A 14,957-nucleotide genomic window follows, 5' to 3' on the forward strand; every position below is an offset into this window, starting at 1 on the left:
CTCAGGCCGCGCTGAGCAGCGTGCGCAGCGCGTGTTCGCGGATGCCGTAGAAAGCCATGATCTCGCCGATCTGCGCCTCGATCGCCGCCTGGCGCGCGGCCGGCAGCGGCTGGCGCCGGCGCACCGCCAGGATCATCTTGTTCTTGCTGGTGTGCTCGAGCGAGACGAACTCGAACACCTGCGCGTCATAGCCGCGCGATTCGAGCAGCAGCGCGCGCAGGCTGTCGGTCACCATCTCGGCCTCCTGGCCCAGGTGGATGCCGTGGCGCAGCATCGGCCGCAGCACCGGCGGCAACTGCAGTTGCGGCCGGATCTGCTTGTGGCAGCACGGTGAGCTGAGGATCACCGCCGCGCCGGCGCGGATGCCGGCGTTCAGCGCATGGTCGGTCGCGGTGTCGCAGGCATGCAGCGCGATCATCACGTCGACATGGGGCGGCAGCACCTTGCTGACGTCGCCGCATTCGAAGCCCAGGCCGGTCATCTCGCAGCTGCGGGCGGCCTGGTTGCACAGGTCGACCAGCTCCTGCCGCAGCTCCACCCCCAGCGTGCGGGCCGGCCAGCCACGGCCCTGGGTCACATGGTGGTGGGTGGCAAAGGTCAGGTAGCCCTTGCCGGCGCCGAAGTCGACCACCTGCAGCGGTGCGGCATCGGCCGGTGGCGTGCCCTGGGCGAGGCCGGCTTCGTCCAGCGCGTGGTCTAGCACCTCGACGAACTTGTTGATCTGCTTCCACTTGCGCGCCATCGCCGGCACCAGCGCACCGCCGCGGTCGACCACGCCCAGCGCCTGCAGGAACGGCGCATCGAGGGCCAGCAGCCGCTGCTTGGCGCGTTGGTGGCCGCGCGCCGCATCGGCGCTGTCATCTGCCGGTGCCTCGTCGGCCACGGCCAGGCGGGCGCGGCGCAACGCGACGCGGCCCTTCTTGCTGATCAGCAACTGCAGCTCTTCGTCGGCGGTGAACAGGTGCCCATGCGCCAACGCACTGCCCAGCAGGCCGTCGATCCGCGCCTGGGCCTGGTCCAGGGCCAGGTTCTCGGTCAGGTCACGCGTGCGGTGCTGGTGCACCAGTTGCAGGCAGGCCACGCCGCGCAACTCGATCGGCCGGGCGCTGACCCGCACCAGGTCACCGGCCCCGCTGCGTGGCTTGGCCAACACCAGGCGGCGAAATTGCCCGCCGGCCAGACTGGCCGACAAGGCCTCGAAGAAACGCGCGCGGCGCGCCAGGTCGGCCAGCGCATCGCTGTCCCCCAGGCGGCTGGAGGCGGGGTCGGCAGCAGGGGTCGGAGCATCCATCGGGTCAAGGCAAAAAGAGAAGACCAGCAACGGCCAGCGCCGATCGGCGCGCGATTGTGTCCCACACCTGAGGGATCCCCCCAGATCATCGGTCGCACCGGCCAGGTGCCGACACTTATCATGTACCTGTATCGAAAAGATGATGTGCGAGCCTGGTGAGGGTGGCCGCTCCGTTGATCGATCGTGACGGACGAGGGTCCGCCGAGGATGCTCGGCGCCCTGTCGGCGAACGGATTTCGACGCTGCAGCGTCTTGCGCCGTGAACCCCACCACCTCTTTGGCTCATTCTGACCCCCGCTCCACCGCCACCTCGCCGCCCGAGGACTCAGGCCTGGGCAACCCATCGACACGACCCTTGTCGCAGCCCACAGATGCCGTGAGCCCGTGGGGCCGCATGGCCGCTGCCGTCCTCGGCGGCGCCGCGGGCGCTGGCGCAGGCGCGGCCACCGGCCTGACCCTGCTCGCTGGCGCCGGTCCGATCGGCACGATCGGCGCGGGCGCCGCCGTGCTGGGCGCCGTGCTCGGCGCCGCTGGCGGCGGCATCGCGGGCCCGCTGCTCGCGGGGCGCCGCGGCCTGTCGCGCCCGCCAGAGGCCACCGTCTCCGCGCTCGACCGGGTGACCGGCCTGCCGACCCGTGCCGAATTCCTGGCCAGCGTGCGGCAAGAGCGCGCCGTCGAACACGAGCGGCGTGGCACCGTGGCCACTGCGCCGCGCGCGCTGCTGCTGCTCGGGCTGGACCGCCTGCGCGCCCTCAACGACAGCCTGGGCCACGAGATCGGCGACCTCTGGCTGCACGAAGCGGGCAGCCGCCTGATCGACGCCTTCGACCCGCCGGCGCTGATCGCCCGCCTGGGCAACGACGAATTCGCGCTGCTGGCCCCAGCCCAGCCGCTGCGGGCCGACGACCCCGCCTTGCTGGGCCTGGGCGAAGCGCTGCTGCACCGGCTGCGCCGGCCGTTCTTCGGCCATGGCGGCGAACTGCACCTGACCGCCAGTGCCGGCGCCACCTGGTTGACCGACGACAAGCCGATCGACCAGGCGCTGCGCGAAGCCGACCTGGCGCTGCGCCGCGCCAAGCGCGCCGGGCGCGACTGCGTGCGGGTGTTCGAGCCATCGATGAAGGCCGAGCACGACGAGCGCGCGCGCCTGCTCACGGCATTGCGCAGCGCGGTGCCGGCGCAAGAGTTCCGCCTGCACTACCAGCCGCAGGTCGACCGCGCCGGCCGCGTCGTCGGCGCCGAGGCACTGCTGCGCTGGGAGTCGCCCGAGCTGGGCAAGGTCGAGCCCTCGCGTTTCATCCCACTGGCCGAAGAATCGGGGCTGATCGTGCCGATCGGCCGCGCGGTGATCCGCGACGCCTGCGCGGTGCTGGCCTGGTGGGCACAAGACCCGGCGACCAAGCACCTGACGCTGTCGGTCAACGTCAGCCCGCACCAGTTCCAGCACCCGAGCTTCGTCGAAGACGTGCGGCTGGCGCTGCAGACCGCCGGCGTCTCGCCCAGCCTGCTGAAGCTGGAGGTGACCGAGAACGTGATCATCTCCGACATGCCCAGCGTGCAGGCCCACATGCAGGCGCTGCGCGAGCTCGGCGTGCGCCTGAGCCTGGACGACTTCGGCATCGGCTACTCAAGCCTGAGCTACCTGACCCACCTGCCGCTGTCGCAACTAAAGATCGACCAGCTCTTCGTGCGCAACATGCTGACCGACCCGCGCGAAGCCGCGCTGGTCCGCACCGTGATCGCGTTAGCCCGCGACCTGGCGCTGGAGCTGATCGCCGAAGGCGTCGAAACCCCCGAGCAGCGCGAGATGCTCAGCGACCTGGGCTGCGGGCTGTACCAGGGCTACCTGTTCGGCCGCCCGGTGCCGCTGGAATCGTTGTGCGTGGTGCAGTGAGCTGACCCCGGCGGCAACATCGGGCCGCGGCCGCGCACCCGCTCGGCGGGCCGAGCCCGGACGTGTTGAGCCCAGTGGGCTCGACTCGCCTGGCGAGGGGCTGGGCGACTAGCGCCCAGCGCGGCCTGCAAGGCGCCGCCGGTACCCCGGCACCGGGTGCCCCCTATTCCACGAGCGGAAACCGCCACTCGATGCGTGCGCCCTCCGCCAGCTCGGTCACCGGCTCGATGCGCGAATCGTGCAGCTGCGCCACCCGCGTCAGCATCGCCGAAGCCATGTCGCGCCGGTCACCCGAACCAGTGGCCGCGAAGGACCGCCAGGCGCCCTGCAACGCCCAGGCCATCGCCCCGCCCTCGACCGCCAGCACCGCATAGGCCGGCTCGGCCTTCAACGTCCAGTTGACGGTGCCGCCGGGCGGCGTGCCGTTCAGCGCCATGCGCAGCAGCTGGTCCAGCGCCATCAGCAGCGAAATGCGGTCGCCGCGGATCTCCAGCCCCCACTCAATGTCGCGCTCCAGCCGCACCGCGGCGCTGGCCGGCGGGGCCAGCCGTTCACCGACATCGTCGACCAGTTCGCCTAGGTCCATCAGGCTGAGGCTCGCGCGGCGCAGGTTGCGCGCCCGCACGATCGCCAGGTAGTGGTCGGCGGTCCCGAACGCCTGCCGCACATGCCGGCGGGCATCGTTCAGCTGGCCCTGGCTCGGCTCGTCCAATGTGCGCGGCATGATCGAGTCGATCTGCACCAGCGCCGCGCCCAGCGGGTTGCGCAGGTCGTGGGTGATGAACTCCTCGGTCTCGCCCCACAACGATTCCATCGTCCGGTGCACCGCCATCGCGTGCTCGCGCGCCAGCAGGCTTTGGGTGCGGGCTTCGAACTGCATCCACTGGCGGTGGTAGCGCAGCGCCTCTTGGTGCTGGCCCAGGCGCGACAAGACCTCCGACAGGCACAGGCACAGGCTGGCGTGCAGCTCGCCGGTGCGAAAACGAGAGCCGGGCAAGGCTTCGACCTCACGCAGGCGCCTCTCCACCGCGATCAGGTCGACATCGACATGCGCGACCTCGACCCGGCAGCGCGCCAGAGTGCTGGTGCCCCAGGCGATGGTGTGGGGTTGCAGCATCGCCTCGCTCTGCCGCTCGACCTTCTCGACCCAGGTCAAGGCCTCGGCCTCCTCGCCCATTTCGAGCAACACGCCGACCAGCGTGTCGAGCGAGCCGGCGCGCAGCGCGCCATGGGCTTCGGCCAATGCACCGTCGCAAGCCTGCTGGGCCAGCTGCTTGGCCCGCGCGAGCGCTGCCAGCGCACCATCGGGCCGCTCTTCGGCCGCCGACCGCGCCACGCCCAGCCAAGCCCAGGCCATGTTGTTGACGATGCGCACCCGCTGCTGGCGCACGCCGGCATCGTCGCCAGCCAACAGCCCCAGGCATTCGTTGAACATCGAGATCGCCAACTCGTGCTCGCCGATCAGGCCCAGCGCGGTGCCCAGGTTCATCGTCAGGCGCAACAGCAGGTCGTTGCGGCGCAGCGCATGCGCCATGCCGAGCATCGACTGGCCGCGCCACAGCGCGTCGGCATAACGGCCGCGGTGGATGTCGACCACGATCTGGCTGTTGACCGCGCGGATCAGCGTCACCGGCTCGCCCAGCGCCTCGGCCTGCTGCAGCGCCAGCGCGAGCGTCGCGTCGCGTTCGGCGTGGCCCAGCGCGTCCTGCGCCATGCCCTGCAGCAGCAGCGCGCGCACGATGCCCAGGCCGTCGCCGGCGTCGCGGGCGCGTGCCTCGGCTTCGCGGCCGACGTTCAGCGCCTCGGCCGCGCGCGTGGCCAGCAAGACCTGGTTGCGCTGGAAGAAGGCGTCGGAGCTGGCGTCGCTGTCGCCGGTGACCTCGTTGGCCGGCGTCAGGTTCGGGTCATGGCTCAAGGTCGGGCGCCCCCCACACCAGGCTGACCGCCGTGCCCTGGCCCGGCTCGCTGTCGACCAGGATGCGCGCCTGGTGCACCCGCGCCGCACGCGCGACCATCGCCAGCCCCAGCCCGTTGCCGTTGCGCACCGCGCCGCTGGCAAAACGCTGGAACAGGCGCACCCGCATGTCCAGCGGCAGGCCCGGCCCTTCGTCGGACACCGTCAGCCAGATGCCCGACGGCCGGCGCGCGAGCTGCACCCGCACCGCGCTGCCCGGCGGCGCGTGCTTGAAGGCGTTGCTCAACAGGTTGCCCACGGCCCGCATCAGCAACAGCCGGTCGCCGCGCGCAACGATCGGGCGCTGGACATCGCGCACCAGGCTGACGCGCGAGTTGGCCGGCGGCGCCATCTGCTCGCAGGTGTCGTCCACCACCGTGGCCAGGTCGATCGACTGCAGGTCTTCCTGCCGCAGGTGCTCGGCCCGCATCACACCCAGGTACTGGTCGGCGATGTCGATCGCCCGCCGCACGCTGTGCTCGGCGCGCCGGATGCCGATGCACGCCTCGTCCGGGCCGTCGCCCTGGGCCAGCGGGCGCAGCAGTTGCACCGCCTGCACCAGTGGCTGGCGCAGTTCGTTGGTGACGAAATGGCCGGCTTCGGCCCGCATCGACGCCAGCGTCTCTTCGGTCCAGCGGCTGTGTTCGCGCGCCAGCTGGGTGCGCAGGCGCGCCTTGGTCTGCGCCCACAGCCGCTGGTGCGCCAGCGCCTGCGCAAACTGGCCGGCCAGCTCATAGGCCTCGAACAGGCAGCGCAACAGCGACAGGCGAAGGTCGCCGCCGGCCACCCGCGGGTGGCGTATCGCCTCGACCTCGCGCAGCCAGCCCAGCACGCGGCGCACGTCGCCGTGCGGCATGCGCAGCTCGATCATGGCCTGGCTGAGCCGCTTGTACGCCAGCGCCAGCGTGCCGGCGGCCGCCGGCGACGGGTCACGCGACTCGATCCGCTCGACCCAGACCCGGGCCTCGTCGCCGCGGCCGGCTTCCAGCAGCGCACGCACCAGGCCGAACAAGGCCACATGGCTGAAGCGCGGCGAGGTGCCCAACAGCAGCTCGCACGCCTGCTCGCCCAGTTGCCGGGCGCGCTGCAAGGCCTCGGCGGCGGCGTCGACACCGCTGGCCTCGAGCAACAGGCCGCCGCGCATCAACCAGGCCTGGGCCTGGGCCGCGGCATAACGGCCCATCGCCACCTTGTGGTCACCCTCGGCCAGCGACGAGGGGTGCGCCCGCAGCAGCATGCGGGCTTCTTCGAACGATTCGAGCGCCAGGTCGTGCTCGCCCAGGTGGCACAGGCTGGTGCCAGCGGCAAACAGCGCCTGGCGCACCATCGCCGACAGCCCTTGCGCCCGGGCCTGCTCGGCCAGTTGCCGGCAGATGGCCAGCGCCCGCGCATGGCGGCTGCAATCGGCGTCGTGGCGGGCCCGGGCCAGCATGCACTGGAAGATCAGTGTGTCATCCCCGGCCTTGCGGGCTTCGGTCTCGGCCCGCTGCAGCGCCGCCTCGGCATCGCCACGCCCCAAGGTGCCCCGCGCCGCACCTTGAACGGTCAGCGCCTGGGCCAAGGCAAAGGTGTCGCCCTGCCGCTCGGCGTCGACCACGGCCGCGTCGAACCCCGGCAGCACCGAGTCGGCCGACTGGTCCTGCCAGTCGTAGCTGACGGCGTAGATGGGCAGCGCCTCGACAGACATGTGCGGCTGCGCGCGATGCGCGAAGGTCAGGCCGGCTCTTTGGTGGACGGCAGCTCCAGCCGATAACCCGTCCCGTAGACGGCGTTCAGGCGAAACCCATGCTCCGTGAGCGCCAACTTGCGGCGAATCAGGTAGACATGCTGCGCCACGGTGTGAACCCCGGCCTCGTGGTTGCGCCCCCACACGGCGGCCAGCAGCTCCTGCCGGGTGAACAGCCGGGCCGGTTCGCTGAACAGGATCCAGGCCAGGTCGAACTCGCGCGGCGCCAGGTCGACCGCCCGGCCATCGACCGCCACCTCCCGGCGACCGAAGTCCAGCAGGTAGGGCGGGCGGTCGATCTGGGTCAGCGTCGACGCCGCCGGCGTCATGCGTCGCAGCAGCGCGTCGATGCGCGCGACGACGATCGACTCGGAACCTGGTTTCACAATGTAATCATCTGCGCCCGCTTTCAGTGCGCGCACCACGCTGTCTTCGGTGTCCAGGCCGGTCAGCATCACCACCCCGACGCCGGTCGACAGCAGTTGCCGCAGCCGCGCGACGACGTCGATGCCCTCCATCTCGGGCAGCCGCCAGTCGACCACCGCACAGCGGGGCGCCTGCTTGCTCACCTCGTAAAAGAACTCATGCGGGCGAGCAAAGATCTTGACCTGGTGACCGGCGCGGGCAAGCCATTGCTCCACGCTCGCCGAGCAATCGGGGTCGTCTTCCAACAAATAGATCAGGGCCAAACTTCGCTCCTGTTGTCACAATACCCCGTGGCCAATTCACCAAAAGGGCGCGTAAACGCCATATTCGGGTCAACTTGCCGGACGCACAATCCGGGCCTCCGGTCGTGTCGGGATTATTGCGACATCGCCACCCCCTCAGGGCGTTGAAGATCCTTGAGGATTGGGGCGAATGTCGGGCATACGATCTGCTTGACCGCTCGGACCGCTTGGTGCCCAACACCCTTGGGCGCCCAAGCCATATCCAGCCAAAAGTTCGGAGCTTCGTCATGAATCGATCTTCCCGCCGCACCTGGGCATTGGCAGGCCTGTTGGCCTTGCTGAGCGTCACCTTGCCGATGCAGGCAGGTGCCGCGTCGCGCAGCGGCAAGGTCAGCAAAGAAATCATGCCGACCTTCAGCGCCGGCCTGATCGTCAAGTTGCGCAACGATGGCGAGCTCGATCCCGCGTTGATCGCCAAGGCCCGCGCGATTGCCAACAAGTACGGCATCAACCTGAGCTACCTGCGCAAGCTGGCCCGCGGTGGCGACGTGCTGGCGCTCGACCAGGTCCTGCCGCCCGAAGTTCTGCAGCGCGTCGCCGACGAACTGTCCAAGCTCGACCAGCGCATCGACTACGTCGAGCCCGATGTCGTGATGGTCCCGATGGGCCTGTCGAACGACAAGCACGTGTCGGCCCAGTGGAACCTGACCGAATACCCGGGCGGCATCAACCTGGCCGAAGCCTGGGCGATGTCCAAGGGCAACAACGTGGTGGTCGCCGTGGTCGACAGCGGCGTGCGGCCGCACATCGACCTGATGGCCAACCTGCTGCCGGGCTACGACTTCGTCTCCAACCGCTCCATCGCCCGCGACGGCGACGGCCGCGACCCGTTCGCCTGGGACGAAGGCACCTGGTACACGACCGGCCAATGCCGTGGCGACCAGCTGGGCGAGAAAGACAGCCTCTGGCACGGCACCCACGTCGCCGGCACGATCGCCGCGGTGGCCAACAACAACGCCGGCATCACCGGCATCGCGCCGAGGGCCAAGGTGCTGCCGGTGCGCGTGGTCGGCCGCTGCGGTGGCTACACCTCCGACATCATCGACGGCATGCTGTGGGCCGCCGGGCTGCCGGTGAAGGGCGTGCCGACGAACCAGCACCCGGCCAAGGTCATCAACCTGTCGCTGGGCAGCGTCACGGCCTGCAGCAAGGCCTTCCAGAGTGCGGTCAACGCGGTGCGGGAGGCCGGTGCGGTGGTGGTGGCTGCGGCCGGCAACTCCGACATCGACGTGGCCCGCGTCAGCCCGGCCGGTTGCCAGGGCGTGGTGGCGGTGGCCGCCAGCGACCGCGAAGGCAAGAAAGCCTACTACTCGAACTACGGCCGCCGCATCACCGTGGCCGCGCCCGGTGGCGACATGCAGGTGGCGCCCGAGAACGGCATCCTGTCGCTGCTGAACGCCGGCACCAAGCGCCCGGCGGGCGACATGCTGGCCTACATGCAAGGCACCTCGATGGCCGCGCCGCACGTCAGCGGGGTGATCGCCCTGATGCTGGGCCGCAACCCGAACCTGAGCCCCGACCGGGTGCAGATGCTGCTCAAGGGCAGTGCACGGCCGATGCCGAGCATGGACTGCCAGGGCGGTTGCGGTGGCGGCCTGGTCGACGCCGCGGCAGCGGTGGCGGCGGCTGCGGTCGTCGCGCCCTGAGCGACGGCAGCGCCGCCGTCGCGCCCGCCCGAGGCCCATGACCCCCGATTTCATCGAGGTCTACGACGACGCGCTCGACCCGGCCTTCTGCCAAGGCTTCATCGAGCGCTTCGAGGCCAGCCGCCACAAGGTGCCGGGCCGCACCGGCGGCGGGGTCGACACGACCAAGAAGATCAGCCAAGACCTCTACCTGAACCAGCGCCCGGAGTTCAAGGACGACCTGGGCCAGATCCTGAAGGTCACGACCCGCTACGCCGAACAGTACTTCCGCAAGTACCACTTCGCGCTGATCGCGCCGATGGCGCTGACGCTGGCCCACCCCGAGACCGGCCAGCCGGTGCCCGTCACCCACGACAACTACGACGAGGTCGCCGCACCGCAGGCCGCCGACCTGATGCGCGCGCTGTACCGCCTGGGCGGCGTGCAGGCGCAGAAGTACGACCGCGGCAGCGGCAACTACAACTACTGGCACTGCGAGGTCTTCCCCGAGGCCCCGGCCAACGAAGCGCTGCACCGCACGCTGCTGTTCATGTTCTACCTGAACGACGTGGCCGAAGGTGGGCACACCGAGTTCTTCTACCAGCAGCGCGCGATCCAGCCCAAGGCGGGCCGCATGGTGATCGCGCCGGCGTACTTCACCCACACCCACCGCGGCTGCACGCCGATCTCGGGCGACAAGTACATCCTGACCAGCTGGATCCTGCTCAACCGCGCCGAGCAGCTGTACGGCGCGCGGCCGCTGCCGCGCTGACGCGGGGCACGCCCGGCTCGACATGGCGGCCACGCCGCGCCCGCGCACCCGCCCTCGCCCCGCCGGCACCCGCAAGCCGCCAGCCGGCCCCCGGCCGCTCGACATCGCGCTGCAAGGCGGCGGCTCGCACGGCGCCTTCACCTGGGGCGTGCTGGACGCGCTGCTCGAAGACGAGCGCCTGCAGCCCGACGGCGTCTCTGGCACCAGCGCCGGCGCGATGAACGCGGCCGTGCTGGCCTGTGGTTACGCCGAAGGTGGCCGCGCCGGTGCGCGGGCCGGGCTGGCCTCGTTCTGGGCCGCGCTCGGCGGCATCACCGACTGCTGGGCACCCGCGCCGGGCAGCCTGCCGCCCCCCGGGGCGGTGGCCGGCCAGGCCCCGCCGGCCTGGGCCTTCAACCGCGACCAATGGCCGGGCTACGCGCTGTGGGAGGGCTGGCTGCGGTTGTGGAGCCCGTACCAGCTCAACCCGTTCAACTTCAGCCCCTTGCGCGACATCGTGCGCCGCCATGTCGACGAAGCCACGCTGCGCCGCGGGCCGGTGCAGGTCTTCGTCACCGCCACCTCGGTGCGCAGCGGCCAGCCGCGGGTGTTCAGCGGCGACGACCTCAGCATCGACGCGTTGATGGCCTCGGCCTGCCTGCCACAGTCGGCGCAGGCCGTGACGATCGACGGCGAGCCCTACTGGGACGGCGGCTTCAGCGGCAACCCTGCCCTGTGGCCGCTGATCTACGGCACCCCCACGCACGACCTGCTGCTGGTGCAGATCAACCCGCTGCGGCGCGAAGCGACGCCGGTGACCGCGGCCGACATCAGCGACCGCATCAACGAGATCACCTTCAACGCCAGCCTGGCGGCCGAGCTGCGCGCGATCTCGTTCGTGCAGAAGCTGGTGCGCAGCCACCAGGTCGACCCGACCCGCTACAAAGACCTGCGGCTGCACCGCGTGGCCGACGAAGAGGGCCTGGCGCCCTACAACGCCAGCAGCAAGCTCAACACCGACCCGCGCCTGCTGCAGGCGCTGTTCACGCTCGGCCGCGCCGCGGGCCAGCGCTGGCTGGCCGAACACGCCGAGGCGGTCGGCCAACGCGGCACGGTCGACATCGACCAGGTCTTTCTCAGCCCGCGCTGACCGACTCAACCCCGCCCGGCGCCCCGCGCGGTCACCCCTTCGGCGCGCCGCCCGATGCCGGCGGCTTGCGTGCCCCTGGCACCGCCGGCACGGCCGGTGTGGCCGGCACCGAAGGCACCGCCGCCGCGCCGCTGACGGTGTAGTCCGACGGCACCTTCATCAACGCCGCCTCCGGCTCGCCGCGCTTCAGGTTCGCCAGGCGGTAGACCCGCTCGGCCGTGCGCGGATCGGCGTCGCGCGACTGCACTGTCAGCAGCAGCTCGGGCGAGGTCCAGACTTCGCGCACGATCTGGATCGGCTTCTCGTTGCCGATCTTGCCGGCCTCGATCGTCCAGGTCGTGCGCTCGCCGTTGGCGCGCACACCCTCGATGTCCTTGCTGCCCAGCGAGCTGAGCACACCCGGCCCGCGCGACGCGCCATGCTGTGCCTGCCAGCGCACGATCGGCGGCGGCGGTGGCGGCATCAGGTTCATCGCGCCCGGTTGGCCGGGCGGTGGCACGGGCGGCATCTCGTTCAGCCGCAGCACCTGGATCTCCATCGGCTGGCCGGGCACCCGCTTCGCGTCGCCGTCGGCGCCCACCGGCCCACGCGCCATCAGCACCGGCTGAGGTGGCTGCGCAGCCTGGGCGGCTTGGGCCTGCGCGGTGCGTTCAGCAACTGCGGCGCCACGCAGGCGCTCGCGCGCCGCCTGCGCCTCGCGCGCCTGTTGCCGCGCCTGCTCGGCCATCACCCGCCCCTGCTCGCGGGCCTGCTCGGCAAAGGCGCGCCACTGGTCGGCATGTTCGGCCGCGATCGACGCATCGTTGAACCACGTCGCGTGGCCGAACGCGCCGAGCCGGCGCGCGGTCTTGCGCTGCGGGTCCAGCAGCCAGCCCTGCCTGGCCACCGGGTCGCGCAGCCAGACCAGCTTGCGCTCGCCGCGCTCAACCTCTTGCCGCGTGCGCCCTTCCCCGTCACGGCACAGGCGCGTCTTCTGGCTGCGCACGATGCGGTTGCCGTCGGCCAAGGTCTGCACCGACTCGTGCACCGCATCGGCGCAGTACGGCGCGCCCTTGACGACACGCTCGCTGCCCATCTCGTCGCTGGCAAAACCGACGCTCGCCTCGTCGAAGTCGAAGGCCTGGTTGATCGCCTCGCCGGCATCGGCCAGCGCGAGCTGCACGATCGCGTCGACATCCTCGGCGGCGGGCGCAGCGGCCGCGCCGCCCACCAACGCCAGCATGCAAGCCGCGGCCAGTGCCGAGCGCGGGCGGGGCAACAGATTCGAAGAGTTCATGAGGGTCTCCTGGGGCCAGGGGTTGGGTTCAGCGGGTCAGGCGCACCGCCAGCACATCGCCGGACGGGTGCATCAACAGCTCGACATGCACCGGCTCGCCGGCGCGCGCGGGGTCGTACGGCAGGCCGAGCGCCGCCAGCCGCTCGCGCGGCAACTCGGTGCGCACGACCCAGGCCGGCGCGGCCTGCGCACCGCCTTGCCACAGCTCGGCAAAACGCTCGGGCGACGCCACCGGCACGAAGCCGCTGGCGCGCGGCACGCGGCCGACCGGGCCGGCGCCCATGTCCGGCGCCGCCGCCGGTGTGCGCACGGGTGGCGGGTGACCGGGGCCGACCCACCAGACCAGCAACAGCGCCGCCAGCACCGCCGTGCCCACCGCCAACGCCGGCCAGGGGATCGCCGGCCGGACCGCGGCCGGGCGCACCGCCGGGGCGCGGGCCAACGGCGTCAACGCCGTGCCACGCACCCGCGCCCACACCGCGGGCGGCGCGTGCACGCCGGCCAGGTCGAGGCGCAACCGTGCCACCGCGCCGGCCCATTCGGGCGGCGGCGCGGCGCCGTCGGGCGATGCGTCGGTATTCGGGTTCATGGCTCACTCCTGGTCGCCGGCCGCAGCGCAAGGGCCAGGCGCTGGCGCGCGCGGTGGACCCGCGTGCGCAAAGTGTTCAACTCGATGCCGGCGATCTGCGCCGCCTCGGCGTACGGCCGCTCCTGCAGGTCGACCAGCACCAGCGCTTCGCGAAACGGCCACGGCAGCGCCCGCACCGCCGCCCACAAGGCCTCGAGCCGCTGTTCGCCGATCAGCGTGGCCTCGCCGTCCGCGGCGACCTCGCCCACCCGGCGCGGCGGCGCCTCGTCGTCGTCATCGGCCACGTCATCGGCCGCATCGTCGAGCAGCACATGCCGGTCGCGCAGCCGCCACGCCGCCAGCAGCGCGTGACGCGCGATGCCGGCCAGGTAAGCGCCGAGGCTGCCGCGCGAGGGGTCGAACGCCTCTGGCGCATGGGCCAGCGCGACAAAGGCCTCCTGCGTCGCATCGGCCGCCAACGCGGCATCGCCGCACAGCGCCAGCGCATAGCGGTAGACCGCGTCGCTCTCCTGCCGATACACCGCGTCGAGCCACGCCAGGCCGGCCGGCGGCGCGGCCGGGCGGGGGCGGATGGTCCAGGGCACGAAGGGCAACATCGGTGGCAGCGGTTCGCTTCACCGGATGGGCGCAACCGCCCTCAAAAGTTCCCGGCGTCCTCCGCCATCAACCGATCGAGTCCCATTCACCGGCGCTCCCTTGGAGCCGCCGTCTTCAAGTGGCGTGCGCGGATCCGGCTTGGCCGGTCCGCTGCGCGAGCCCCCTCGGGGGGCAGCCCCTGGAAGGGGCGTGGGGGCTCACATTGCAGCACCGATGAGACGATGAAAGTGGTGAACACCTTGCTCACGCGTCGGCGAGTAGCGGCCATGCCGGTAGAAGCGTGAGCGCAGGCCGCGCTGCACCGTCATCACCACCGCCTCGTCTTCCATCTCGACCTGGTCCAGCGCGCCGCCGGCACCCGCGCCCTGCAGCGCGGGCCGCCACACATACGAGCGAAAGCGCACCCGCGTGCGCGCCGGTCCCACCGGCACCACCTGGTTGACCGACAGCCCCCAGGGGTAGAAGTTGAGCATCAGGTTCGGGAACACCCAGTAGTAGTAGGCCGCGATGCGCTGGCTCTTGTCTGGCGAGTAGTCGGGCGACTCGGGCGGCAGCTCGAACGCGGGCTCGTCCGGCCGGGCCACCGCCAGCTGCAGGTTGGCCCACGGCAGCAGCTCGTAGCGGTACTGCGCCAGGTCCAGGGTCTGCGTCAGCCCTGGGTGCACGAACGGGATGTGCAGGCCCTCGAGGTAGTTCTCGACATACAGCGCCCAGTGCGCGTCGAACTCGTAGTCGCGGCTCGCCGCCGGGTCGAGCTTGAACGTTGGCAACGGCAACCACGCCAGCCGCGCGCGCAACGGGCCGAACACCTCGTCGAACGGCGCCAGCGGCGCACTGAGCGCGACGAAGCCCTGGCCACCCCAATCGTGCAGCGGCACTTGCGGCAGGTCGTCGCACGGCCGCGGGAAGCCGAGCGCCTGCTGGAACTCGGGCATGAAGACCATCCGGCCATCGAGCTCGAAGCGGCGTGAGTGGTAGCCGCAGCGGATCTGCTTTGCGCCTTCGCACGGCGCATGCACCAGCAGGTTGCCGCGGTGCGTGCAGACGTTGGACAGGCACCGCAGCGCGCCCGCCGCATCGCGCGACAACAGCAGCGGCTCGTCCAGGCAACCGGCCAGCAACTCGCGCGGCACCAGCGCGCCGGGCGCCGCCGCGTCGGCCAGGTCACCCAGCCACTGCCAGCTGCGCGCAAACAGCTGCTCGCGCTGCTGGGCCTGCACCGCCGGGTCGAGGTAGAAGGCCTTGTCCAGCGTTTCGGCACGCGCCACGTCGGAGTGGACCTGCCAGCGGTTCTGCACAGCGGTGCCGGGCGCATTCATGCATCGATGATGGCACCGGCGCCCACCGCCCGGCTCACGCACAATCCCTCGATCCCG

Annotated in this window: 12 protein-coding genes; 4 read left to right on the forward strand and 8 right to left on the reverse strand. The window is 71.4% G+C overall.

The window, feature by feature from the left end; translation table 11 throughout:
* Position 1: 1 nt before the first annotated feature.
* Positions 2 to 1,291, reverse strand: coding sequence for an SAM-dependent methyltransferase (locus ACE3SG_RS06645; RefSeq protein WP_374563406.1), 1,290 nt, complete (start codon positions 1,289 to 1,291; stop codon positions 2 to 4).
* Positions 1,292 to 1,646: 355 nt separating this feature from the next.
* On the opposite strand from ACE3SG_RS06645, the gene ACE3SG_RS06650 reads away from it, so the two are divergent.
* Entirely contained in the window at positions 1,647 to 3,185 is a 1,539-nt protein-coding gene (locus tag ACE3SG_RS06650; protein ID WP_374563407.1) for a putative bifunctional diguanylate cyclase/phosphodiesterase, read from the forward strand.
* Positions 3,186 to 3,348: 163 nt separating this feature from the next.
* On the opposite strand, the gene ACE3SG_RS06655 is transcribed toward ACE3SG_RS06650, so the two are convergent.
* From ACE3SG_RS06655 to ACE3SG_RS06665, 3 genes are read right to left on the reverse strand one after another with little or no spacing between them, the layout of a single operon-like run.
* Entirely contained in the window at positions 3,349 to 5,100 is a 1,752-nt protein-coding gene (locus tag ACE3SG_RS06655) for a hypothetical protein (protein WP_374563409.1), read from the reverse strand.
* Entirely contained in the window at positions 5,090 to 6,826 is a 1,737-nt protein-coding gene (locus tag ACE3SG_RS06660; protein WP_374563411.1) for an ATP-binding protein, read from the reverse strand. Before ACE3SG_RS06660 ends, ACE3SG_RS06655 begins: the two co-directional genes overlap by 11 nt.
* 26 nt (positions 6,827 to 6,852) lie before the next feature.
* On the reverse strand, positions 6,853 to 7,554 hold the full coding sequence (locus ACE3SG_RS06665; RefSeq protein WP_374563413.1) for a response regulator transcription factor: 702 nt from the start codon (positions 7,552 to 7,554) through the stop codon (positions 6,853 to 6,855).
* A 266-nt stretch (positions 7,555 to 7,820) separates the two neighbouring features.
* On the opposite strand from ACE3SG_RS06665, the gene ACE3SG_RS06670 reads away from it, so the two are divergent.
* Genes ACE3SG_RS06670 through ACE3SG_RS06680 form a run of 3 tightly spaced genes read left to right on the forward strand, consistent with a single transcriptional unit; the run spans position 7,821 to position 11,119 of the window.
* Positions 7,821 to 9,239: a S8 family peptidase gene (locus ACE3SG_RS06670; protein WP_374563415.1), complete on the forward strand. Its 1,419-nt coding sequence runs from the start codon at positions 7,821 to 7,823 to the stop codon at positions 9,237 to 9,239.
* Positions 9,240 to 9,276: 37 nt separating this feature from the next.
* Positions 9,277 to 9,990, forward strand: coding sequence for a 2OG-Fe(II) oxygenase (locus ACE3SG_RS06675; protein ID WP_374563417.1), 714 nt, complete (start codon positions 9,277 to 9,279; stop codon positions 9,988 to 9,990).
* Positions 9,991 to 10,012: 22 nt separating this feature from the next.
* Positions 10,013 to 11,119 carry a patatin-like phospholipase family protein gene (locus ACE3SG_RS06680; protein ID WP_374563419.1) on the forward strand — a complete coding sequence of 369 codons (1,107 nt, stop codon included), beginning with the start codon at positions 10,013 to 10,015 and terminating at the stop codon, positions 11,117 to 11,119.
* Positions 11,120 to 11,150: 31 nt separating this feature from the next.
* Here the strand turns inward: ACE3SG_RS06680 and ACE3SG_RS06685 are convergent, their stop codons facing one another.
* From ACE3SG_RS06685 to ACE3SG_RS06700, 4 genes are all read right to left on the reverse strand, one after another.
* Positions 11,151 to 12,395 (reverse strand): hypothetical protein, encoded by a 1,245-nt coding sequence (locus ACE3SG_RS06685; RefSeq protein ID WP_374563421.1) that lies wholly within the window; start codon positions 12,393 to 12,395, stop codon positions 11,151 to 11,153.
* A 28-nt stretch (positions 12,396 to 12,423) separates the two neighbouring features.
* Positions 12,424 to 12,984, reverse strand: coding sequence for a hypothetical protein (locus tag ACE3SG_RS06690; protein ID WP_374563423.1), 561 nt, complete (start codon positions 12,982 to 12,984; stop codon positions 12,424 to 12,426).
* Positions 12,981 to 13,580, reverse strand: coding sequence for an RNA polymerase sigma factor (locus ACE3SG_RS06695; RefSeq protein ID WP_374563425.1), 600 nt, complete (start codon positions 13,578 to 13,580; stop codon positions 12,981 to 12,983). Before ACE3SG_RS06695 ends, ACE3SG_RS06690 begins: the two co-directional genes overlap by 4 nt.
* Before the next feature lie 198 nt (positions 13,581 to 13,778).
* Positions 13,779 to 14,900: an aromatic ring-hydroxylating dioxygenase subunit alpha gene (locus ACE3SG_RS06700; RefSeq protein ID WP_374563427.1), complete on the reverse strand. Its 1,122-nt coding sequence runs from the start codon at positions 14,898 to 14,900 to the stop codon at positions 13,779 to 13,781.
* Between the last annotated feature and the right edge of the window lie 57 nt (positions 14,901 to 14,957).

The organism is Ideonella sp., from assembly GCF_041914305.1.
GTDB lineage: Bacteria > Pseudomonadota > Gammaproteobacteria > Burkholderiales > Burkholderiaceae_C > Ideonella.